The organism is Tropicimonas isoalkanivorans, from assembly GCF_900112335.1.
Lineage (GTDB): Bacteria > Pseudomonadota > Alphaproteobacteria > Rhodobacterales > Rhodobacteraceae > Tropicimonas > Tropicimonas isoalkanivorans.
The window spans coordinates 48311-69839 of record NZ_FOLG01000017.1; the positions used below are offsets into that span (position 1 = coordinate 48311).

Consider the following 21529-nt stretch of genomic DNA (forward strand, 5'->3'; position numbering starts at 1 on the left):
TAAGTGATGACCTTGGATGACCAACTGGCGTATATGTTTCTCGCTGCAGTACTTCTGAACGACCAACGACCTCCAACGTTCCGACCGAACTCGCGGCCTTGGATCCAGTCTGCCGAACGGCACAAGTCGACGGAGATAGATCTGAACCAGCAGAAGCTCAGGCAATCGCAATGATCGAGTAGTCTGGCGTGCCGTCCCAGACGAGATCCCAGGACACGCCCGGACGGACATTCTGGATGGCGCGAGGCTCGAAGCACACGAGGCAGTTTCCGCTGGGTGCAGGCGCCCGGACCGATGGGTAGATCAGTCCACGCGAGCCCCCTCGCCGCAGTTGCTGGGCGAGGCTCTGGCCCTCGGGATAGCCCACATCCGGATCGGCGTTGAGCGCTGGATGATCCGATTCATCGGTGACGTCATCGAAAACTCCGATGAAATCCGCCAGCAGTTCGACATAGCGGGCGCTGTCCTCAAAACAGCCCGTGAAGCCAAGTTCCCGCGTCCGGTGCCACGCGACCTCACTGACCGAGACCATGACATCCCAGGCACAATACCAGGCACCGCGCTCCTCGGAATTGAAACGGTTTCCGCCCGTCCGGGTATAGGTGAAGGCCGCATTCACGTGGCTGTCGCCATAGATGCGCAGGTCACGACTCCTGCGGGCCCATGCAAGTTCGCGCGGATCGAGATGCGGGTTTCGGCCCCGCTCGGCCAGAAGACGCCCGCTGGTCAGCCCCTCGATCTCGGCGAGGAGATCGAGCTCTTCATCGGTGTCAACGAGACCGCGAAGGGCCGGCGGTTTGTGGTAGGTGGCAGGGATGAGGCGCGTGAGACCGCGATCGGAAATCTCGGTTTGCCTCATGCCCCACCACGCAGGGCGTCAAGATAGGTCCGAATGGCGAGAATCTGGGGCAATCCACCTTCGATCGCCGTCTCGACGGGACGATGGCCACCAAACAACGACCCCGCGTTCGGCCGCGTGAACCACGTCCTCGCGAGCGGGTCGGAAAAATAAAGCTCAAGCGACTTGTAGATTCCGATCACCGCGCTGAGACGCAGGAGCTGATCCTTGGTCAGCTCGCCTGCGAAATCGGGCTTCCTGGCCCGCTTCCATGTGCTTTCGGACATATCGGCAAGGCCCGCCGCCTCTCTCAGGCTGAGAGCCCAGGACTCGACAATGCGCGCATAGGCTTTGAGCGCAACTGCGTTGACCTCGGCTGGTTCGCGAGTCCTGGCGGCAACTTGCATTGTGGATCTCCTTTACACCCCAGTTAGGCCATATGGCCATATTGTCAAGTCCATATGATCCGATATGGCCCAAAGACAGATCATCAGACTCTGCGCCTGCCCGTCACCCGAACCGCCGCCCTCCCTCGGTGAAGGTATACTCGTTGACGATGATCCCCTCCTCGATCGCCTCATCCGAGGTGAGGTGGTCATACTCGGCCTCGAGCTGGCGGTAGAGCCAGCGGGCCAGATCACGCAGCGCCTCGGTCACGATCTCTTCGGCGTCCTCAGTTGGCGGCTGCCAGGACGGGCTGTCCCGGGTGACGTCCACCGACATGGTGTATTCGTGGTAGTAGCGGCCGCGGTGGCTGGCCTCGGCGGCGAGCTGGTAGAAATTCCGCCGCTGGATGGCCTGAAGCCGATCGGCGATGCCATGCAGCGTCGCGTCCGTCGGGGCATAGTCCCGGATACGCGCGGCCGAGCCCTTGGCGTGGGACCAGTAGCCTTCGAAACAGGCCCCGTCGCCCTGGTTCCAGAAGCCGGAGAACCAGATGCAGGGCTTGGCGCGCGTGCCGCCGCCCATCAGGCGGATGGGGGTGGTCTTGAGGCGGATGCCCAGGATCTCGCAGATGCGCTCGAAATCCTCATAGACCGCGTCCCACCAGTCGTCATGGGGTCCGAGCTCGCGATACCAGCTGCGTGCCTTTTCCTTGGCAGCGTCCGAGAGTTCGGGGAACTGGTAGACCGTCGTGCAGATGACCTCAGGCATGGAGGTCCTCCCCGTTCAGTGCCGCGGCCAGCCATTCCTGCGTGCTGGACCAGCCGATGGACTTGCGAGCACCGAGATCGATGGCATGCGCGCCGCCGCCGAAGGCGTCGAGGCGCGGCCGGGAGCAGGTCAGGGCGTACTGGAACCCCCAAAGGCCGGTGAGATCGAGGTCGTCGGCGAGGCGCAAGACGAAGCGGATGACGGCTTCGACATCGCCGTGTTCGTCGTCATGAATCCAGAGGGTGCTGCCTTCGGGGGCATCCTGGCGCGAGAGACAAAAACCTGAGACCTGCGGGTCGCCAGCGTCCTGGTCCGCGTCGCGCAGTTCATGGAACAGCGCAAGGGCACGGGCGGCCTTGTCGCACGTGCCGACGTCGATCAGGCATGAGAAATGGGGGGAGTAATCCGCCATGGGGACCTCTTGAATGGGGAAGACCCGGCCAAGAGGCCGGGCGCTGAATTGGGATGAAGGGGTGGCCGGGAGCGATCAGCCGGTCGGCGTGTCGTCTGCCGCCTTTCGTGCGGCATGCGCGCAGAGCATCTGTCGTGAGAGGCGCTTGCGCGCCGTCTGGAAACTGCGAGCGGCGCGGCTGTCAGGTCGAAGCGCCCGGACCGCCGCGCGAACCACTGCCAGAGGCGAAGCGGTCGGCGGCAAGCCGAGACGCAGATAGGCGGGATCGGTCATGTCAGCTGACCTCGACCACTGGAGAGGCAGCATGCGGATCGACCTGTGCCTCGATCCGCTCAGACCGGCCCATCCACGGCTCGGGCCGGATCGCCTTCACCCAGTCGGCAAAGCCCGGGATGAAGCCAAGATCTTCCTTGACATGCTGCTCGCCGACCCACCGGGTCGGGATGACCCGCCCGGTCGAGAGCGTGAGGGTCGGGCCGAAGATGGTCTCGGCCATGAAGATGCCCTCGGCATGGTGGCGCAGCGCCCGATGCCGAAAATCGGCAGTGATCTCCTTGCTATGGTCGATTATCTGGACACTTGCGATTTCACCTCCAAGGTTGAAGTTTTCATCTTTTTCCGAGGACAGATTATGCAAGTCACCAGAACTCCCGAGGGGGCTGTCCCTCGCTATTTTGTCCGCGACGATGCGGGCAATTCCGTTGAACCGATTCACGATTTCCTCCGTTATCTCGACGCTCGGGGCTCATCCCCGAACACCATTCGCTCCTACGCCTACGACCTGCGGCGCGTGTGGGAGTTCTTCGAAGCCCGAGAGCTCGAGTGGCAGGACTTCAACATCGCGAATGCCGTCGATCTGATCGCTTACCTGCACGACCAGATCGATATGCGCCCCGGCCGATCCGCAACTGCGCCCGGCCCGGATCGGCTGTCACCGGCGACGGTCAATCGAGCGCTGGCCGCCATGTCGTCATTCTGCGACTGGGCGATCATCGCAGGGACGCTGACCCCGCCGAACCCGATGCGGGTCAGCAAGAGTATCAACAAGCCCTCTGTCACCGATCGTCACCGTCCGTTTTTCGAAGGCATCTCACGTCGATCAGCGAGTGTGAGCGTGATCCGTGTCCGCAGCGTTCACCGCCTGCCTCGTCCGATGAGCGACGACCAAATCGAGCGTCTCCTTGCCGAGGTGGCCAGTCTGCGCGATCGCGCCCTTGTGCTGCTGATGCTGCACGGTGGGCTACGACCAGGCGAAGCGCTCAGTCTGCATCTCGAGGATATCGCCTATGGGCGGCGGCGCGTGACCGTTCGATGTCGCGATGACCACCCGAAAGGGGCACGCGGAAAGTCGCGCGTCGAGCGTGTCGTCGACCTGCATGACGGGCAGGCCCTCGATACCATCAGCGCCTATGTTATGCGCGACCGTCCCCGCCAGACAGACACTCCGTTCATCTTTCTGGTCGGCGGAAACGGCACGAGGCGATCTGAGCCCTTGTCCTATGCCGCGTTGGCAAAAGCCTTCGCGCGAGCAGCAGAACGCGCCGGGATCAAATCGCCCGGCGTCACACCGCATGCGCTGCGGCATACCCACGCCACCCGCATGTGGGAAGCAGGCATGCGAGAGCTGACCCTGCAGCGCCGGCTCGGGCATGCATCACCGGAATCGACGCGCATCTATACACGCGTGTCCGACGCCACTGTGCTCGCCGAGTACAGCCGTGCAATGGGGCTGAAGCCATGACGGCCCCCTTGCCGGATGCCCTGATGACGTTTCCGACCGACATCGCGCCGTCGCATAGCGGGGAGGACGAGTACCGCGCATTCCTCGCGGGCCTCGACATGACCCGCTACATGAAGAACCGCTATATCGCGCAACGTCGAGAGTTCGTCGCCGCCTTTCCCGATCTCGCTCTTTGGTGCGAACAACCGCTTGAAGTTCGGCTCGGGCGACTTCACGGAACATCCGCCTTCACACCTGAACACCCCGCCTCGTTCTGGGCGCGGCAATATCTCTACTACCTCGCCTTCACGGACCGCCTGCGCCTCGACTATGGGTTCCTCCTGTCGATTTCGCCCATGTATGCCGCCCAACTCGCAAATCACCTGGGCATCGATCTAGGCATTCCGGATCTCCGCAAGCGCCAGAAAGCGATGGGGTATCACCAGACGACACCACAGGGATCGACCATCTGGGTGGTTTCCCGCATTGCGCTTCATGCCGGCATACGTTCGCCTGAACTTATTTCCTCCGACGACCTCGACGCGTTGAACGACGCAATTTCTGCATATGCGGCGTCTTCCCTGATGAAGCGCTTCCATGGCTACGACCCGCAAAAGGCCAAGACAACCGCCCATTACTGGCACCGCTATGTCCGACAGACACAGCTTGTCCTGCATCACCTCGGCAACGGCATCGCGCGACCGCGAATGACCGCCGACAAGCGAAGGCCTTATGTCTATCCGAGGCCGGATATGGGTGTTTTCATCGAGCGCTGGCTGGAGATCAAGCGCACCAGCCTTTCCAGGGTGACGGTCGACCACTGCGCCGTGTCGCTCCGCCGCTTTGTCGACTTCCTGGTTCGCCACGATCCAAAGATCGAGAAGTTCGCCAATGTCACGCCCGAGGTGATGACTGCCTTCCTGATCGATCTGAGAAGCCAAGTCGGCGCCAGAACCAAGCGTACATTGTCGATTTCCGCCCAGAGATCCCGTGCGCTTCATGTTGCACAGTTCCTCAGCGAGGGTGCCGCTTGGGACTGGCCAGATTTCCCGACGCGACCGGTTCTTAACACGCGCGACCTTCCCCGCCTTCCGCAGCGTCTGCCTCGATATATCCCCGCGGAACAGCTTGGCCCCCTGATGGAAGAGGTCCGCAAGCTTCCCTGCGATTTCCAGCGCGCCGCAATCCTGACGGCGCGTTGGTCCGGCGCCCGTCGAACAGAGATCGCAAGATTGCCCGTCGGCTGTCTGGACGCCTATCCCGACGGGACACCACGGCTGCGCATTCCTGCGGGGAAGACCTACAGGGAGCGGCTTGTGCCGCTTCACCCTGAAGCTGCCGACGCTCTTCGCAGGGTGATTGCCCTGCGCACAAAGTCGGACGAACGCCCGGTCCCGGATGCCAGAACCGGCCAATACGTCAAGTTGCTCTTCTACCGCCGCGGTGTCGCGATCTCGCCCGACTACCTGTTCAACTATCCGCTCAAAGGCATCTCTCACCGACTTGGCCTGGTCGATGGGAAAGGACAGAATCTCATCTCGGCACATCGCTTCCGCCACACCGTCGGCACGGAACTCGCCGAAGGCGGGGCGCGAATGCAGACAATCATGGACGTGCTCGGGCATCAAAGCCCGCATATGTCGATGGTCTATATCCGCGTCAGCGATGAAGCTGTGCTCGCCGACTATCAGGCCGTGTTGAAACCCGATGCGCCGATTGCCGGACCCGCGGCCGAGGTCATCCGCAATCAGCGCCTACCAGAGAGCACGGTCGATTGGCTGAAGTGCAACTTTCTGAAGACCGAGCTCGAACTCGGCCATTGTCTGCGGCTGCCGGAAGAAGGCCCCTGTGAATGCGACCTCTACCTGAACTGCGCCAAGTTCGTCACCACCCGATCTTATGCGCCGAGGCTGCGAGCGCGCCATCGCCTCGAACTCAATCTGACGGAAGATGCGCGTTGCCGCGGTTGGACACGAGAGATCGAACGGCATTCAGGAATAGCTTCCCGCATCGAACAGCTTCTCGTGGAACTGGGCGAGCCAGTCACAGACGCGGCCCAGGAGGTCGGGCAGACGGTCGAAGCGGCACGGAAAATGTCGCGGTAGCCCACAGGGACCTCCCCGCCGCCCGCTCCGCTGCGCGCGTATCCGCGCTACGCGGGCGGCGGGGCCCCTCCTATGGACAACCACGACAAACCCCGGCCTGGAGAACAAAAACAGCTTGATTGTCCGGATAACATCGAACCAGGAATGCACAGCGAGGTAATCCTCGACCGTGCCGCCCCATTTCTTCACCGAGGACAGGGCGTGGTGATAGGGATGAGCCATCGCTGCCCCCTCAGAAATCATGGGTGGTGAGTTCGGACGAGGTGAAGCGCTCGTTGAACTCGAGGTGGATGCAGCGGGCCGCGGCGTCGAAGCAGAACTCGCCCCAGGCGCCGTCGTTGTTCTCCCAGCCGCCATGGGTGTCGGAGAGGAAGTCGTAGGCCAGCTGCTCGACGACATCTTCGAGCGAAAGCGCCCGCATCTCGACCTCCGGGTCGTCCCAGGTCAATGCGGCATAGGCGATCTGGGTCTTGGGGAAAGTGACTTCGGTGTCGCCAGCGTAGGCTTCGATGCTTTCAACCTGGCCGCTATCGCCATAACCGTCGAAGCTCACGGACACATGGGTGATGCCCGCGGCAGTCAGGCCATCGAAGAGGCGCTCCTTGTTGGCCGGACGCAAAGCTGCGATCCGCGCGTCGCGCTCGGCCTGCCGAGCCAGCACGGCGGTGAAATCAATCCTGGACGGCGCCATCGGCGCAGCCAGGGTGGGTTCGATCTTGGACATTGGAAACTCCGGAATGAGGAAAGGGATCTGAACCCCGAGGCTCTCTCTCGTCCTCGCAGGCTCACATCCTCCCCTGCCCTTCTCTGACTCTCGGGCGTCACGCCGCGATCTGCCGGGCGCGAGACGCGAAGACACGCCAGAGCGGATCGACAAGACGGGCATCGAGAAGGTCGGCGTGATGCCGCAGCCGTCGCGCGAGGCCATGTTCATGCCACTCGGCCGCCCGCATGGCCTGCGCGCGGGTCTGGCTGGCCTCGGACACGACGGCGCGGGCTTCGGCGGCATCCGAGACCGGGTGGCACCATGCGACCCCGCCATCACAGGTAGCTCCGGCCAGAACGAGACGGCCCTCCCGATCGAGGATTGCCAGGATGCGCGGAGCGTCTTCAGGTGTGATATCTTCGGCGTGAACGATTGCCCCCTGCATGGCCTCGGCCAGCGTGGCAAACCGCTCCAGTACCTTGGGGTGTGCCTGCCCGGACATGAGAGCTGCGGGCGCATGGCAAGCCGTCGTGAGTGCGAACGGCAAGTCTTGATCTGCAAAAACGGTCAGGAGGCTCGGCGGCAAACCTGTTTTCTGTGTTTCCGGCTGAGTTTGGAGAGTAAGATCGAATATGGGCATATCTCCGACGGTGCGGAGAGCCTCTCTCCCCGCTTCAAACCGTCAAAGACCAAACCGCCCCCTCGGACTCTCTGTCGCTGATCGGGCCGATCATTTCGGCGTTGGTAAATCGCCCCATCGAACCCGCAAGTAGCGCCCTTCGCGCTTTGGAAGATCTTTTCGGTCGATCATCCGACCCGAGACCTGAAAATCCTCGTTGATCTTTACAACCAAGAGCTTGTTGAAATGCCCATTGGTATCGACCACAACAACATCCTTTGTCTTGAATGGCGTAATGGTTTTGACCTCGACATGATCATTGCCAAGTCTTCCGTCAGCACCCTGGGCGTAGGTCTTGTTCAGCTTGATACCGTACGTGATAGCACCGAACAGCTCACCGATATCGCCGTAGACAGAGAGGTGAAGGCCGGTCTCGAGGTGGTAGCTTTCCGCGAGGGACAGGAGATCCTCAAAATATGGGATCATAGACCGGATCGCGTTCGGGTATTTAGCGCCCCACTCCTTGTAGCGAAGCTGCTCGTCGATTTCCGACCAGGTAACCCATTCACCGTCATCATAAAATGCACGATCTGACCAATCAATTTCTTCCATGCGCGTACTTCCAACACCTAAACGTGTCGGGCACAGTAGCAGATCGATGAAACAGGAACGAGACCGGAGGCGATATCGCCTCCGGTCGCCACCTCAACCAACGCGGTCGAGAAGCTTCTTGGCGCGCCCTTCCATATCAAGGCGGGCGTCCTGCTGGGTCTTGTCGCGCGCAAGCCGGGTAATCCCCTGCACGAAATCGAAGATGCTCTCGGGCGGGCGGCCTTCCTCCATCAGCACCTTCTCGATGATCTTGCCGGATTCGGCTTTCGAGAAACCGCGCTTACGCAGGAAATCCGCGCGGTCCTCATCGCTGCGCGCCACGATCTGCTGCCGCGCCGCCTTGATCCCGTTCACGAACCCCTGCGGCGAGGAATTGGCGAAGCGCGTCAGCGCGGGCGCCGCCTCATGGGCAAAACGCGATGCAGCGTATTTCGAGTGGCGGATCTTGATCTCCTGGAAATCCTCGACGCCCCAGAGGTTGCGGTTCTGGCACACCGCCCGCAGGTAGAAGCTCGCCATGCCCAGCGTCTTGGCGCCGACCTCGGAGTTCCAGCAATAGAATCCCCGGAAATAGAGATCGGGCGAGCCGTCCGGCAGCTTGCCGGCCTCGATCGGGTTGCGGTCGTCGACCAGGAACAGGAAGACGTCACGATCCGAGGCGTAGAGTGTGGTCGTGTCGCGGCTAATCTCGACATCGGGATTGTAGACCCCGGTCGACCAGTCGAGCACGCCCGGGACCTTCCAGCGCGTGTCGCCGGTGCCGTTGCCCGCAATGCGCTGCACCGCCTCGACAAGCTCGAAGTCATGGATGCGGCCATAGTCGGGCCCGGTCACGGCGCGCAGTTCCGTGCGGCCATCCTCCGTCTCGAAGGTCTTCACCTGTTCCGCACGGTGATTGGTCAGACCGTATTGCAGGTTGATCCCCGCCAGCGGCGCGGGCAGCTGCCGTAGGTAGGAGGCCGGAGCGCCGACAATGCTGGCGAGCTGGCCGAAGGCCCAATGCGTCGGTGCAACCGGCTCCTGCGCCTTCGGCAGCACAAGGTGCAACCGCTCGGCGCTGTCGCGCGCAGCCTCGACCCGGATGTCGGCTGTCTGGACAACCCTGCTGCGGCTGCGCTCGGAGCGACCCTTCACATTGGCCCAGAGACCGTCGAGCGACAGATACCGCTCGTCATCCGGCCGGTTGAACCATTCGGACGACACGCGCCCGTTCCGCTCGCCCCGGCTTACATCCACTTTCCAGCCACCCGTCCGCGCCGACTGTACCGGATCCAGAACTTCCACAACGCCCATCGGCATTCCTCCGTGACAGGCGCCGGGAGCCACTCTCCCAGTCCTCAACCTGTCACAAAAGGGACCATCCCCGCTCTCACTCTCTCGCCCTGCATCCGAATAGCATGGCGTCTGACCGGAAGGCTTTTGAACGGCTACGTGCGCAGCATGCGCCAGCGCTGTTGGATCAGAACATCGCCCGTTCGGGCATCCAGCGTCTCGACCACCAGGATATTGTAGGCATGGCGCCCTTTCCCGGTCTCGATGGCTTCGGAGGTGATCCGGACCGAAAGCTCCGTCTCCGGAAGTATCGGTCGCGAGAAGCGGATGCGACTGAGTTCCGCCCCGATCAAGGGCTGATCCCCGAACGGCTGCGCCTCGACGGCAAGCCGCATAGTCAAGGCGAGGGCATGCCAGCCGCTGGCGGTCAGGGTGCCGAAAAACCCGGACTCTGCCGCAGTGTCGTCGAGATGCATCGGCTGAGGATCGAATTCCCGCGCAAAGCCGAGGGCCGCCTCCCGGGTCAATCGGCGAGTCGTCGTAGTGATAGTCGCCCCGACCTCCATGTGGCGTGCCTCAGCCATGCATCTTCGCGCCCTTGGTGATCTTGTCGACGATCTTCTTGTCGGCCCGAAGCGCGATGCCGACGGTATTGGTCTCATCGGCTCCGTGATCGGCGAACACGGCGCGGTTCGCCGCGTCATGGCCGGTGGCAAACATCTCCTCGATATAGGCCACGGTATTGACACCGCGCTCAAAGGCACGGTTGCGGACATTGGTCAGAACGTTCGCCGCGCCGCTCAGCACGATCACCGGCTGGACCGACATCGGCAGATGAGTCCGGCCATCTTTGTCGCGATAGGCTTCTCCGATGAGGTCGGGATTTGCACCCGCGATCCCGCTCATCAGGAAGGCGGTTACGTTGAGCTTTTGCCAGGTCGCGAGGTCTTCCCGCACGACGATGGCGATCTTGGTATCGAACATTTTCAGTCCTTCTGAAGTAATTGCAATGAAGCCAAACCCTGCAGCGAGGATCGAACGTCCGGAGCGGAGGCACCCAAGGCGGAATCGACCTCTGCGTTGAGCGCGTCCATCGCGGCCTGCATGGCGGGAAGTGCCGCCCTGCCCTGCGCGGTCAACGACAGCCGGTTGATCCGGCGATCCGTCAGGTCCGGCGCGCGCGCGATCAAGTCCATCGCAGAGAGCCGGTCGATGACGCCGACAATCGTCGCGCTGTCGATCATCAGGGCCGCTCCGATATCGGCGGCCGTCTGGTGCTCCGCTTCCGAGACGGCTTGCAGCACGGCGAATTGGATGGGCGTCACTCCATGCGGCGTGAGTCGGTTCCGAGACAGCCGGGCAATGGTCTTGGCCGCGGCGCTGGCCTGAAAGCTGATGCAGGTACGAATGGTTTCCATGCAGGCTGCATTACTTGTATGCGAGTTAGTTGTAAACAAGCATCTATTGAACCTACCTAACCGGTGGAATCTCGCGACTGGCGCATACGCCGCTTGCGTCTTTCAAAATTACGGGTATATACCCGCATCATGACTGAAAGATGCCTCTGCACCTCCCTCCGCCAGGCCGCCGCGTTCAGTACGGCGCATTATGACGCCGTGCTCGCACCCGCCGGGATCAAGATTACGATGTTCCGGCTGCTCCGGCGCATCGACGAGGCGGGCTGCGTGTCGATCTCTGACCTCGCAGGCATTGTCGGGCTGGATCGCAGCACCCTCGGGCGCAATCTGCGCGTCCTCGAAAAGCAGGACCTGATCGCAACGCGCCCCGGCCAGGATCAGCGCGAGCGGGTTGTCGAACTGACGGACCACGGCCGCCGAACGCTCGAAACCGCCCTGCCGCTCTGGCGGTCGGCCCAGGACAGCTTCGCCGCACTGCTTGGCCCTGACGTTCTGACCATCCTGGAAGGCCTCGCCGACCTGAACAAAAACCAAGAAACGTATGAAGGAGATCGCGCGTGACGATCCAGACGACCGATTGGCGCGGAGCCGGTGTTGCATTGATCTGCGGATCGCTGATCCTCCTGATCTCGTTGGGCGTACGACACACGTTCGGACTGTTCCTGCAGCCTGTGAGCATGGATCAGGGATGGGGGCGCGAGACATTCGCCTTTTCCATCGCCCTCCAGAACCTCGTCTGGGGTGCCAGTCAGCCCTTTGCCGGGATGCTGGCGGATCGATACGGTGCGAAGCCGGTCGTCGCGGTCGGGGCCGTTCTCTATGGGCTCGGTCTCTGGCTGATGAGCATCGTTGGGGGTGAGGCGCTCTTCATTCTCGGTGCAGGCGTCGTGATCGGTCTGGGCCTTTCAGGCACGACTTTTCCGGTAATCTTCGGGGCCATCAGCCGACTTGTGCGCCCGGAGCAGCGCTCCCTGGCGATGGGGATCACGATGTCGGTCGGATCCTTTGGGCAGTTCGCCATGTTGCCTATCTCGCTCGGTTTGATTGTCGAACTGGAATGGCAAGGGGCACTGATAGCACTTTCCGTGCTTGCTCTGATGATGTTCCCATTGGCCTTCGGCATCCGCAACGTTCCTGCGCCCGTCGCAAGTGCCGTGGAAGATGTGAGCTTCGGCCGTGCGCTACGGGATGCCTTCGGCGAGCGCGATTTCTGGCTCCTGTCCCTGGGATTCTTCGCCTGCGGGTTTCAGGTCGTGTTCATCGCCGTTCATTTGCCAGCCTACCTCGCTGACAACGGGATCGGGAGCGGCACCGCCACCATCGTTCTGGCGCTGATCGGCTTGGTCAATATCGGGGGTACCTATTTCGCCGGGCTTTGGGGCGGACGCCATCGCAAGCCGATGCTGCTGTCCTGGATCTATCTGGGACGGGCGCTTGCCATCGCGGCTTTCGTCCTGCTGCCGCTTTCGCAGGCCAGTGCCTATGTCTTCGGGGCGGTCATGGGCCTGTTCTGGCTGTCGACAGTGCCGCTCACGAACGGCACCGTGGCCACTGTGTTCGGCGTGAAGCACATGTCCATGCTGGGCGGCATCGTCTTCTTCGCCCATCAGCTTGGGTCCTTCGCTGGCGGGTGGCTTGGCGGATGGCTCTATGACCGCACCGGAAATTACGACGCGGCCTGGGGCATCGCCATCGGTCTCAGCCTTGTGTCCGTTCTTCTGAACTGGCCGATCACCGAGCGTACACTGGCAGAAAGGCGGGCGGCATGAGTTTGAACAGTCCCGTAGTGTGGCTGCTCGCCGCTTTGGCCGCGGCGCTTCTCGCAGCCTTGTTCGCTCTCTATCGAAACCCGGTGCTGGAGATCTACCTCTCGAACTGGAGCTTGTGCTGATCCTCAAGCACGTTCTTGCAGAGATCGCGCGAATTCCAGCCCCCGACGGGAGGCGACACTGGGTGATTGGAGTATTCACCGCACGACCAACCGAGCGTCGCGATGCATAGACATGGTGACAGAAAGCCGTTAATAGGTCAGTATATATGACATGATTGGCGCGCCATGATAGACCCTCAAACCTACTACCTTTTTCTGCTGACGTCGCTCGTTCTGGTACTCTCCCCCGGTCCGGACACGGTACTGATCTTGTCGCGGACAATCGCCACGGGGACCGTCGCCGGCATGATGACGCTGTTTGGGACACAGGCAGGCAATGTGATCCATGCGATCCTCGCTGGTCTTGGCGTATCCACGCTCGTGCTCCTGTTCCCGCTCGCCTTCGACGTTCTTAAATATGCAGGAGCGGCCTATCTGGTCTATCTGGCGGTGATGGCATGGCGCGTACCAGCCTCTCTCGACCTCGACACGCGCCTCAGGAGCAAGGGAGGCGGGGCCATGCGCTATTTCTATCAGGGTCTCGTCAACAACCTTGTGAACCCAAAGATGATCCCGTTCTTCATCGCCCTCTTTCCGCAGTTCGTACATCCGGAACATGGCGCGGTGGCCCTGCAAAGCTTCGTCCTGGGCGCAACGCTGGCGGGAATGGCAATCGTGTGGCTCGGCACGGTGGTCGTCATCGTTGGCCGGTTCAGGGCGGTTGTGACGGGCAGCACGACATTTCTGAAACTGGCAAACCGTCTGGCTGCTGTCACCTTCTTCGGGCTTGCCTGTCGGCTGGCCGTCCAGGAACGCTGAACCGGGAGGCAACCACATGACAGACTATCCGTTTCAACAAGTCGATGTGTTTTCGAAGGAACCGTTCAAAGGCAATCCGGTCGCCGTTGTCATCGGTGCAGATGATCTGTCCGACCGTCAGATGGCCGACTTTGCGAAATGGACCAACCTGAGTGAGACCACATTTCTGCTCGAGCCGACCACCGCGGACGCCGACTACCGTGTCCGCATCTTCACCCAGAGAGGAGAGTTGCCTTTCGCCGGTCATCCGACCCTTGGCACCTGCCATGCCTGGTTGACCCACGGCGGGAAACCACGGGGCGACATGATCGTTCAGGAATGTGGGTTGGCCTCGTTGCGGTACGCCGCGAAGGCGGACGGCTGGCATTCGCCGCGCCCAAGCTGTTGCGCTCCGGTCCGGTAGATGAGGCCCTGGAGACCCGCATCGCCGACGGGCTGCGGATCGAGCGGGGCAGCATCCTCGACGCCCAGTGGGCCGATAACGGCCCCGGATGGGTCGCTTTGCAGCTCGGCTCGCGTGCAGACGTTCTGGCACTCGAGCCCGACTATGCCGCATTGGAAGATCTGAAGATCGGCGTGGTTGGTGCTTGGGATGCGGGCAAGGACGGCAACGATGCGCAATTCGAGGTTCGCGCGTTTGCGATGGGCGCCGGTGTGAAAGAGGACCCTGTTACCGGAAGCCTGAACGCTGCTCTGGCGCAATGGCTGATCAGAAGTGGCCGCGCTCCAACGTCATATGTCGCCAGTCAGGGAACGGCACTCGGTCGCGCGGGGCGCGTCCATGTCGATCAGGTTGAAAACGACATATGGATTGGCGGCGAAACCGTTACCCTCATTACCGGCACTCTCAGCATTTGAGTTCGAGTTGCGCTGTGCCAGCCAGCCCATGCCATGCTTGCCACCTCGCCGTTGTCCACTATAGTGACGCAATGGTGCATGATGATATCGATCTGCGGATCGGCGCCCGCATCCGCGCCGAGCGCGAAACCCGCGGCTGGTCGCTCACCGAACTGGCCGACCGGGCGAAGGTCTCGCGCGCCATGATCCACAAGGTGGAGCGTGGCGACAGTTCCCCGACGGCCAACCTTCTCGGCAAGCTCTCAGGGGCTTTCGGCCTCAGCATGTCCACCTTGCTCGCGCGCGCGGAGGCAGCAGGCTGCGACCTACTGCGCAGAGACGACCAGCCGGTCTGGACCGATCCCGAGACCGGATACATCCGGCGGCAAGTCTCGCCCAAGTCCGACATGCCGCTCGATCTCGTTGAGGTCACGCTTCCGGCCGGTAAGGAAGTGCCGATGCCGGCCTCGGCCTACGCCTTCATCCGGCAGTTGATCTGGGTTCTGGCGGGCAACCTTGTCTTCGTCGAAGGCCCCGTCCGCCACGAGCTTCAGGCTGGCGACTGCCTGCATCTCGGCCCCCCGGAAGACTGCGTGTTTCGCAACGAGGGAGTCGAGCCTTGCACCTATGCCGTGGCCGTTTTGCGCGACGGGTAAAGCCAGGTCGGGCCCGTGATGACATATTGACAATACGTCTACTATATTAGACTTTGCGGCAATCATAGTGCCACAGAGGGCAGACTCATGCAGATTCGCGATGCCGAAGACCGTGACCTTGAGGGGATCACGACGATCTACAACGATGCCATCGAACAGACGACGGCGATCTGGAACGAAACCATAATTGACGTTGAAAACCGACGTGCCTGGCTCGCTGATCGGCGCACGGCTGGATACCCGGTGCTGGTGGCCGTCTCGGATGACGACAAGGTGCTAGGCTATGCCTCCTTCGGCGATTGGCGCGCCTGGGACGGCTATCGCTATACCGTCGAACATTCGGTCTACGTCCGTTCAGACCAGCGCGGCGCCGGGATCGGCAAGGCGCTGATGGAGGCCCTGATCGGGCGCGCCCGAGACATTGGCAAACATGTGATGGTTGCGGGTATCGAGGCAGGCAATACCGGCTCGATCCGACTGCACGAAAAACTTGGCTTCGAACGGGCGGGCCTCTTACGGCAGGTCGGCACGAAGTTCGGCCGTTGGCTCGACTTGGCCTTCCTGCAGCTCACGCTCGATGACAGGACCGATCCTGATCGCCCCGTCGACAAATGACAGCTGGCATCACACTGGGCCTTCTTGTGGCGGCGGGCGCGGCGCTGGTCGTACAGAACTTGCTGATGGCCAAGATCACCGGGGCGGCATCCTCAGTGCTGATGGCACTTCTGATGAACTCGGCAGTGGGATTGGTGCTGCTATCCGCCTTGATATTGCGCAAGACCGGGATGAACGGGTTCAGTGAAATCGCGGGCATGTTTCGGCTTTGGTTCGTGATCCCCGGTATCTTGGGCACGTTCTTCGTCTATGCCAGCATCACGGGGTACCAAAGCGTTGGAGCCACGCCGACCATCGCAACCCTCGTCGCGAGCCAATTGCTGTTCGGTCTTGCGTGGGACATGTCCCGCTCTAACAGCCTTACATCGAATGGCATCTTGCCAGCGGCAATCGGGGTCGCGCTTCTCGTTGCAGGCGCGATCCTGATCGTATCGCGCTTTCGGTGATACCCGAATGGAAGTCCCGAACCCGGCGGGTTTTCCCGCCGGGCCCGAGGGGGGGGAGACCCCGTTCCTCAGAACGGGATCTCATCGTCGCGGTCGACCAGCTCGGGGTTTTCGTTCTCGGCCGACTTTGGGCGGCTCAGGAAGTCGACCTTCTCGGCGATGATCTCGCAGCCGTAGCGGTCGTTCCCCATGCTGTCGATCCACTTGGTGTAGTGGATGCGGCCGTGGACGAGGACCTTCATGCCCTTTTCGCAGTGCTCAGCGACCGTCTTGCCGAGACCGTTGAAGCAGGTGATGCGGTGCCATTCGGTGTCCATGACCCGGTAGCCGTTCTCGTCGCGCATCACACGGCCTTCCGAGAGGCGGGGGCGCGAGGTGGCGAGGCTGAAGTTGGTGATCTTGGTGCCGCTCTGGGTGGTGCGGGCTTCGGGGGTCTGACCGATGTTGCCGGCGAGGATGACGATGTTTTGCATGATTTGCTCCTGTGTTTCCTGTCTTTCGGGACCGTCCCTTCGACAAGACCCTGAAAAAGCCCGTCGGGTGACGCGTGCACGGTGGACAGCATGGACACCGGAAACCCCCAGAGGACTGGGGTGGAGCGGGCAGGACGCCAAAGGCGGCCAACACGGCCCGGACTGACGCGGGGTTGCGCGCAGGAGACCGAACGGGATTAGGGGATTGTCAGTCGAAGGAATGGCCCCGAAAGACAGAGAGGCGCGGGGAGCTCATGCCAGATCCTGTCATCCTGCCGGTCTGGCTGTCTGAACCCAAGCCCCGCTGCAATGGCGGCCAATACGGATCATCCAGACTCGCCACTCGGGGCCGTGGCTTACGGGAATTGCGGAGCAATGCGACAAAATCCTATCGATGCCAGGTCATGGACACCGAATGGCACCCTTGCCTGATCACGATCTCGAGGCTCCGTCGCTCTAAGATTACGAGAAACTCCAGAAGGACATCGCCAATACGCACTCCGCTTACCACGATAGGCAGAAGGTGGAAGCCCGCAGTAAGGTGAAATCGGAGACCAGATCGGTAGGCATTTCCCTGGCCAGACTGATCAGCCCCGAGACAAATCCGCCGTTGCGTCAGTCCTTGCGAGATAACGGCGCTCAGAGGAACATTCAGCCAAGAGTTCCGAATACCACGATGCCAACTCCAAACAGTCCGGCAACCACCCTCCTTCGAGGTAAGGATGAAATCGGCAGCACCCGAATTTGGCCCATGACGCGGGTTGGCAGACCGGGATTCGGATCATGGCCTCGGTGGTGCTCTTTCACCAACACGACCTTGCCGCTCCGGTACAAGCGAGCGCCGGGCGTTTGGATGAACGTGGCCAAACACCAATCATTGACTTAACGCAATTTTTGAAGCAAGTTTTCCTGAAAAACGCAACCCCGCAGAATCGGAGCAGTCATGGGGGAATTTATCAAAACCCGTTTCCCGGTCGCGATCTATCGCGGTCTGATAATTGATCTTGAGGACCGCCTGCGCGGAGAAGCCCTCAAGGCTCATCGTATGATTCATGATCACTCTGGTCTGGATACACGTCGCGCACGGCGTCTTGAGGGAATGTCGCGTTTCCACATGATGGAAAAGGGGTTTCAGGAGGTCTGCGAACTTCATGGCGGCGCACTGCTCGACGGCGGCATCATCCCCGGTTCTGACTTCAAGGTTTTCCAACCGTTCATGCGTTTCGAGCATGAGGGGCAAGGCTTTATCCTCGGACTCGCCGCAATGCCGGAACCCAGCAAGCTGCCCGTCAAGAACAAGTCGCGGAACGCTGGTGTGACCCTGAATTACCGGCTGTCACCTCACTTCGATTTTGACGGTACCGCCCCTCAGATCGGGGACATCTGCATTCTGTTTCTCTTCGCCCGCGATCCCGAACAAGCCGGCAAGATCAAGGAATTGGCCATAGGTCTCATTGACTCCGATTATGAGCAATACCTCTTCTACGAACGGATCGACCAGTACCTCGCGGATGACGGGGATGTTTCGGAACCCAGCTCGCCGTTTTCGACACCTTCCGCATTGCCTGCCGGCGGTGCTGTCCGCCTGAAGCGCACGATGAAGCCTTTTATTCCTCCCGAGGCTCCATCTGTGGATGACGAACAGGATGGCAAAGCGTAAAGGGTGCCATCGGCACCAGAGGAGGGAAAATGCGTGTGGGAACACCCGGCTTCGTGCCGGAACGCCTCGTTGAGGCCCGCGCCGCCCGGCGCGTTCAAAGCATGAAAGAGTTGGCCTTGATGCTGGGAGTTAGCCCTAGTTCGGTTTCTCGTTGGGAAACCGGCAAGCAGGCGCCGGAAGCTGATGCGCTGACCGAATTGGCAAAGGTACTACGTGTCCGACGTGAGTTTTTTCTCCGTCCAGTCTTCGACAGCCCGCGACCGATGTTCTATCGCAAGCTGGTCAGCACGCTGAAGCGTGACCGCGAGTATCAAACTTCTCAGGTGAGTTGGCTACATGAGATCAGCCACGTCCTGCAGCACTATGTCGATTTTCCCGAACTTAACATTCCCGACGTCCTGGGCGGTGCCAGCTACAGTCAGCTTCGGGACGAAGACATCGAGGACATCGCCGGCGAACTGCGTTCCCACTGGCAATTGGGTGACGGCCCTTGCACAAATGTCGTAGCCGTCCTTGAAAAGATCGGCTGTGTCGTCGGATCCATCGAAATGGGAACGTCCAAACTCGACGGCGTTTGCAGTTGGTCTAAGTCCGAAGATCGTCCTCACATCTTGCTCTCAACAGACAAGATGAATCTTCCCCGTCGTCAGATGGACGCCGCACATGAACTGGGTCATTCGGTTCTGCACCGGAATGTCAGCGCAAAAGCGTTGCGCGATGATCTACCAGAGATCGAGCGCCAGGCATTCCGTTTCGCGAGCGCGTTTCTTATGCCGCAGACGACCTATGTGCCGGAGGTCCCGAACTTCTCCCTGGCAGGGTTGCTATCCCTGAAAGAACGTTGGCGCGTTTCTGTGAAAGCCCAGGTCAAACGGTTGGTGGATCTCGAGATCATCCCCCAGGATCATGCCACGCAGCTCTATAAGACCTATTCCGCCAAAGGGTGGAACCGGCAGGAGCCGATGGACAAGGAATGGGCTGTACCAAAGCCGCGAATGTTGCATGACGCTCTTTGCTTGATCGTAGATTCCGGCACTCGCAGCAAGGAAGACCTGCTTTCGGTCGAGTTCACCATGCATCCGGGCGATATTGAGAACCTCGTCAACCTTCCGTCCGGTTGGTTCAGCAAGAAAACAGGCGACGTGGTGTCATTGACTCTCAAGACGGACACATCGCGTGAGACAGGGGCACCTGCAGGAGGTTCGGTGATCCCGTTCTCTCGGCGTGAATCGTCGTAACAAAGGGTCCGCACATGCGCGTGAAAATCGATGTCTCGGAAGAGGATCTGGATAGCGACTATGGTACGGTTCCGGGGCTTGTCATTACCTGCAGTCGGTGCCGGCACTCCGTGGAGGTGTTCGGCACCGAAGAACCTTCTGTGAAACGCGGCGCCGTCATGCTTCGGGACGAATGCCCTTTTGATGAGGACAACTTCTACTCGGCGTAGATCGTTGGAGGAATTGTTCAACCGCGCCTATCGATCGACGCAGATCGATAGATGATCTGACTTGCTCAGATTTCTGTATGAATGGAACCATTTTTCACGCAATAGGCCCACTAGAGCACAGTTTTCATGTGATAGGAACAAATTTCATGGAGAACGGACTCTCCAACAAAAATTCGCGCCAAGGGAACGGGATTCATGCCATCTGACCAAGAGGGACAGAGGCCCATCCAGCCAAGAGCTCTGAATACCACGATGCCAACTCCGGACGGTCCGGCAATCAGTCCTTCGAGGTAAAGATAAACTCGGCGGCATCCGACTTTGGCCCCATGACGCGGGTTGGCAAACCGGGGTCCGGATCATGGCCTCGGTGGTGGCCTTTTACCAACACGACCTTGCCGTTGCGGTAGCGCCGCTCATGTTCGCTCACCCAATGGCGAACGGGACCGCTTCGTCCTTCCTGCGCCTGACGCTCAAACTCGTGGCGCGCCTGCCTCTCTTGCATGTGGGCTGCGGCCTGCGGACCAATGCGGATTGTGAGATGGGATTTCTGCGCGCCAAGGATCCAGGACTTCCCAAATTTTCGAGCTGTCTTTGCGTCCTTGGCCGTAAATGTCGTCGTTTCAGTGGGAATGATGCCGCCCAGGTCAGGGGACACCAACATCGCGAAGAGCGCGTAGGGAATGAACAGATCGTATCCGGTATCGATCCGATGCAGGGTGCGAAGGGCGTCGATCTTTTCCCTGGAATCCCCGATACGCACCCGAAAGTCGACCATGGACCGGCTCAGGTCCTCGTAGACGTTTTCATAATCCAGGCGTCCGTCCGCCATCCGGTTGACCAGCAGAGCGCAAATCGGGTCCATGATCTTGCTGCCTTCAGGCCGGCTGAACATGGTGATACGCAGGTCATCGTCGTTTCGGTCATCGATCAGATAGCCGCGCAGGCCGGAGCCGATCGGGTTGTCGTCATGTGCCGTCACGGATGATCCGCGCTCGAAACGCGCGGCACCCAATTCCCGATAATCGAACTCGACCCAGGCAACTTTTGAAGGAAGTCGCACCTCCCCAAGAAAGGCCATCGCGGGCTGGCCGGTTTTTGTAGCCCTTTCCGCTACGGCTTCGTGAAGAGTATCGGCGTAGGTGGCAGCCAGGTGATCCAGCAGGTAGACCTTGGCTTGCTGCAAGGCATCGAGAGCATACTCTCGAAACATTTGCAGTTCCTCGGACCGACCTAAGTGCCAAACAGGATCGTCCGATGGTGCTGACCTGGCCGCAAGCGAAGCGCCAAATGTAGCAATCAAAGACTTGTAGAGCATTCCTGCGCTTCCAGTTGTTTTCGGGGTAGCTTCTGACGGGCATGTCCGATGATCAAGCGGCTTGTCCGTTCGAATTTCGGAAGCAAATCTCGGAATTCTCCCGCGGATAGAGGTACAGGGTGCCTTCTGCCGTGACCTTCTTGCCGAAAGGAAATGGTTTGCCGAGATAGTCTCGGCGCTCTGCCCCGGTCGGCCGGAACGGCTGACCGGGGTTAGGCTCGGGTCGGTGCCATTGCACCGAACCTGAGCTTCCCGGAAAACCGTGGGCCTAAGCCCACGGGTCGATCTCACCCACCACCTGAACCTCGTCGCCGTCGATTTCATCGGCGGGGACGGCGCCATAGGTCCCATCCCCTGCCTGGAAGACGACGATCGAGACCATGAGCGTGGCGGCGAGGGAGGCGGCGAAGGCGTGGGCATCTTTGCGGGACATCTGTTTGGCTCCTGTCTTGGAGGCGGAGGACCATCCCCCGCGCGACAGGACCCCGCAGGCCCGAAGACTGGCTGATATCACCGGGTGCGTTCGGCTCGTCC

The 21529-nt window shown here is 60.9% G+C and carries 29 protein-coding genes and 1 pseudogene; 13 read left to right on the forward strand and 17 right to left on the reverse strand.

What is annotated here, in order from left to right:
• Nucleotides 1-157 precede the first annotated feature (157 nt).
• The 6 genes from BM075_RS20685 to BM075_RS20710 all read right to left on the reverse strand — a co-directional run bounded on the left by BM075_RS20685 (nucleotide 158) and on the right by BM075_RS20710 (nucleotide 3033).
• Entirely contained in the window at nucleotides 158-859 is a 702-nt protein-coding gene (locus BM075_RS20685) for an RES family NAD+ phosphorylase (protein ID WP_093362611.1), read from the reverse strand.
• The gene (locus BM075_RS20690) at nucleotides 856-1245 is read right to left on the reverse strand and encodes an MbcA/ParS/Xre antitoxin family protein (RefSeq protein WP_093362612.1); all 390 of its coding nucleotides are present in this window, start codon (nucleotides 1243-1245) and stop codon (nucleotides 856-858) included. Before BM075_RS20690 ends, BM075_RS20685 begins: the two co-directional genes overlap by 4 nt.
• A gap of 103 nt (nucleotides 1246-1348) precedes the next feature.
• Nucleotides 1349-1993, reverse strand: a complete 645-nt coding sequence (locus BM075_RS20695; protein WP_093362613.1) for an antitoxin of toxin-antitoxin stability system — start codon at nucleotides 1991-1993, stop codon at nucleotides 1349-1351.
• Nucleotides 1986-2405 carry a hypothetical protein gene (locus BM075_RS20700; protein ID WP_093362614.1) on the reverse strand — a complete coding sequence of 140 codons (420 nt, stop codon included), beginning with the start codon at nucleotides 2403-2405 and terminating at the stop codon, nucleotides 1986-1988. The genes BM075_RS20695 and BM075_RS20700 overlap by 8 nt, the downstream gene beginning before the upstream one ends.
• A 75-nt stretch (nucleotides 2406-2480) precedes the next feature.
• Nucleotides 2481-2678 carry a hypothetical protein gene (locus BM075_RS20705; protein WP_093362615.1) on the reverse strand — a complete coding sequence of 66 codons (198 nt, stop codon included), beginning with the start codon at nucleotides 2676-2678 and terminating at the stop codon, nucleotides 2481-2483.
• A gap of 1 nt (nucleotide 2679) precedes the next feature.
• Nucleotides 2680-3033 (reverse strand): DUF6915 family protein, encoded by a 354-nt coding sequence (locus BM075_RS20710; RefSeq protein ID WP_425445207.1) that lies wholly within the window; start codon nucleotides 3031-3033, stop codon nucleotides 2680-2682.
• Between BM075_RS20710 and BM075_RS20715 the strand changes: the two genes are divergently transcribed.
• Both BM075_RS20715 and BM075_RS20720 read left to right on the forward strand, forming a co-directional pair.
• Complete coding sequence (locus BM075_RS20715) at nucleotides 2917-4146, forward strand: tyrosine-type recombinase/integrase (protein ID WP_245758934.1); 1230 nt, start codon at nucleotides 2917-2919, stop codon at nucleotides 4144-4146. The two genes, BM075_RS20710 and BM075_RS20715, sit on opposite strands and share 117 nt — an antisense overlap.
• A gap of 23 nt (nucleotides 4147-4169) precedes the next feature.
• Complete coding sequence (locus tag BM075_RS20720) at nucleotides 4170-6230, forward strand: tyrosine-type recombinase/integrase (RefSeq protein ID WP_177208438.1); 2061 nt, start codon at nucleotides 4170-4172, stop codon at nucleotides 6228-6230.
• Between the two features lie 117 nt (nucleotides 6231-6347).
• On the opposite strand, the pseudogene BM075_RS25210 reads toward BM075_RS20720, so the two are convergent.
• From BM075_RS25210 to BM075_RS20755, 8 genes and pseudogenes are all read right to left on the reverse strand, one after another.
• Nucleotides 6348-6452, reverse strand: a pseudogene (locus tag BM075_RS25210) (DUF6915 family protein); the annotation flags it as partial.
• Nucleotides 6453-6462: 10 nt separating this feature from the next.
• Nucleotides 6463-6954: a DUF6878 family protein gene (locus tag BM075_RS20725; protein ID WP_093362618.1), complete on the reverse strand. Its 492-nt coding sequence runs from the start codon at nucleotides 6952-6954 to the stop codon at nucleotides 6463-6465.
• 97 nt (nucleotides 6955-7051) lie between these two features.
• A complete protein-coding gene (locus BM075_RS20730) occupies nucleotides 7052-7570 on the reverse strand; it encodes a DNA repair protein RadC (protein ID WP_093362642.1) in 519 nt (172 codons plus the stop codon).
• Between the two features lie 96 nt (nucleotides 7571-7666).
• Nucleotides 7667-8167 (reverse strand): hypothetical protein, encoded by a 501-nt coding sequence (locus BM075_RS20735; RefSeq protein WP_007803268.1) that lies wholly within the window; start codon nucleotides 8165-8167, stop codon nucleotides 7667-7669.
• 93 nt (nucleotides 8168-8260) lie between these two features.
• Complete coding sequence (locus BM075_RS20740) at nucleotides 8261-9460, reverse strand: DUF932 domain-containing protein (RefSeq protein WP_093362619.1); 1200 nt, start codon at nucleotides 9458-9460, stop codon at nucleotides 8261-8263.
• 134 nt (nucleotides 9461-9594) lie between these two features.
• A complete protein-coding gene (locus BM075_RS20745; protein ID WP_093362620.1) occupies nucleotides 9595-10023 on the reverse strand; it encodes a MaoC/PaaZ C-terminal domain-containing protein in 429 nt (142 codons plus the stop codon).
• Nucleotides 10016-10423 (reverse strand): DUF2000 family protein, encoded by a 408-nt coding sequence (locus tag BM075_RS20750; RefSeq protein ID WP_093362621.1) that lies wholly within the window; start codon nucleotides 10421-10423, stop codon nucleotides 10016-10018. Before BM075_RS20750 ends, BM075_RS20745 begins: the two co-directional genes overlap by 8 nt.
• Nucleotides 10424-10425: 2 nt before the next feature.
• A complete protein-coding gene (locus BM075_RS20755) occupies nucleotides 10426-10857 on the reverse strand; it encodes a MarR family winged helix-turn-helix transcriptional regulator (RefSeq protein WP_093362622.1) in 432 nt (143 codons plus the stop codon).
• 129 nt (nucleotides 10858-10986) lie between these two features.
• Between BM075_RS20755 and BM075_RS20760 the strand changes: the two genes are divergently transcribed.
• From BM075_RS20760 to BM075_RS20790, 9 genes are all read left to right on the forward strand, one after another.
• Nucleotides 10987-11418: a MarR family winged helix-turn-helix transcriptional regulator gene (locus tag BM075_RS20760; protein WP_093362623.1), complete on the forward strand. Its 432-nt coding sequence runs from the start codon at nucleotides 10987-10989 to the stop codon at nucleotides 11416-11418.
• Nucleotides 11415-12626, forward strand: a complete 1212-nt coding sequence (locus tag BM075_RS20765; RefSeq protein ID WP_245758935.1) for an MFS transporter — start codon at nucleotides 11415-11417, stop codon at nucleotides 12624-12626. Before BM075_RS20760 ends, BM075_RS20765 begins: the two co-directional genes overlap by 4 nt.
• Entirely contained in the window at nucleotides 12623-12748 is a 126-nt protein-coding gene (locus tag BM075_RS25040; RefSeq protein WP_281244967.1) for a hypothetical protein, read from the forward strand. Before BM075_RS20765 ends, BM075_RS25040 begins: the two co-directional genes overlap by 4 nt.
• A gap of 165 nt (nucleotides 12749-12913) precedes the next feature.
• Entirely contained in the window at nucleotides 12914-13546 is a 633-nt protein-coding gene (locus BM075_RS20770; RefSeq protein ID WP_093362624.1) for a LysE family translocator, read from the forward strand.
• A gap of 16 nt (nucleotides 13547-13562) precedes the next feature.
• Nucleotides 13563-13949 (forward strand): PhzF family phenazine biosynthesis protein, encoded by a 387-nt coding sequence (locus tag BM075_RS25045; protein ID WP_218152885.1) that lies wholly within the window; start codon nucleotides 13563-13565, stop codon nucleotides 13947-13949.
• The gene (locus tag BM075_RS25050; RefSeq protein WP_218152886.1) at nucleotides 13865-14404 is read left to right on the forward strand and encodes a PhzF family phenazine biosynthesis protein; all 540 of its coding nucleotides are present in this window, start codon (nucleotides 13865-13867) and stop codon (nucleotides 14402-14404) included. The genes BM075_RS25045 and BM075_RS25050 overlap by 85 nt, the downstream gene beginning before the upstream one ends.
• A 71-nt stretch (nucleotides 14405-14475) precedes the next feature.
• Nucleotides 14476-15039, forward strand: coding sequence for a helix-turn-helix domain-containing protein (locus BM075_RS20780; RefSeq protein ID WP_093362625.1), 564 nt, complete (start codon nucleotides 14476-14478; stop codon nucleotides 15037-15039).
• A gap of 87 nt (nucleotides 15040-15126) precedes the next feature.
• Nucleotides 15127-15654, forward strand: coding sequence for a GNAT family N-acetyltransferase (locus BM075_RS20785; RefSeq protein ID WP_093362626.1), 528 nt, complete (start codon nucleotides 15127-15129; stop codon nucleotides 15652-15654).
• Nucleotides 15651-16100, forward strand: coding sequence for a DMT family transporter (locus tag BM075_RS20790; protein WP_093362627.1), 450 nt, complete (start codon nucleotides 15651-15653; stop codon nucleotides 16098-16100). The genes BM075_RS20785 and BM075_RS20790 overlap by 4 nt, the downstream gene beginning before the upstream one ends.
• A 68-nt stretch (nucleotides 16101-16168) precedes the next feature.
• Here the strand turns inward: BM075_RS20790 and BM075_RS20795 are convergent, their stop codons facing one another.
• Nucleotides 16169-16573 carry a single-stranded DNA-binding protein gene (locus BM075_RS20795; protein ID WP_093362628.1) on the reverse strand — a complete coding sequence of 135 codons (405 nt, stop codon included), beginning with the start codon at nucleotides 16571-16573 and terminating at the stop codon, nucleotides 16169-16171.
• A gap of 943 nt (nucleotides 16574-17516) precedes the next feature.
• Here BM075_RS20795 and BM075_RS20800 point away from each other — a divergent pair.
• Together BM075_RS20800 and BM075_RS20805 are read left to right on the forward strand one after the other, a co-directional pair.
• Nucleotides 17517-18233 (forward strand): hypothetical protein, encoded by a 717-nt coding sequence (locus BM075_RS20800; protein WP_093362629.1) that lies wholly within the window; start codon nucleotides 17517-17519, stop codon nucleotides 18231-18233.
• Nucleotides 18234-18262: 29 nt separating this feature from the next.
• Complete coding sequence (locus tag BM075_RS20805) at nucleotides 18263-19471, forward strand: XRE family transcriptional regulator (protein WP_093362630.1); 1209 nt, start codon at nucleotides 18263-18265, stop codon at nucleotides 19469-19471.
• Between the two features lie 486 nt (nucleotides 19472-19957).
• Here the strand turns inward: BM075_RS20805 and BM075_RS20815 are convergent, their stop codons facing one another.
• On the reverse strand, nucleotides 19958-20995 hold the full coding sequence (locus BM075_RS20815; RefSeq protein ID WP_093362632.1) for a hypothetical protein: 1038 nt from the start codon (nucleotides 20993-20995) through the stop codon (nucleotides 19958-19960).
• Between the two features lie 268 nt (nucleotides 20996-21263).
• Nucleotides 21264-21428, reverse strand: coding sequence for a hypothetical protein (locus tag BM075_RS24515; protein ID WP_010138195.1), 165 nt, complete (start codon nucleotides 21426-21428; stop codon nucleotides 21264-21266).
• Nucleotides 21429-21529 lie beyond the last annotated feature (101 nt).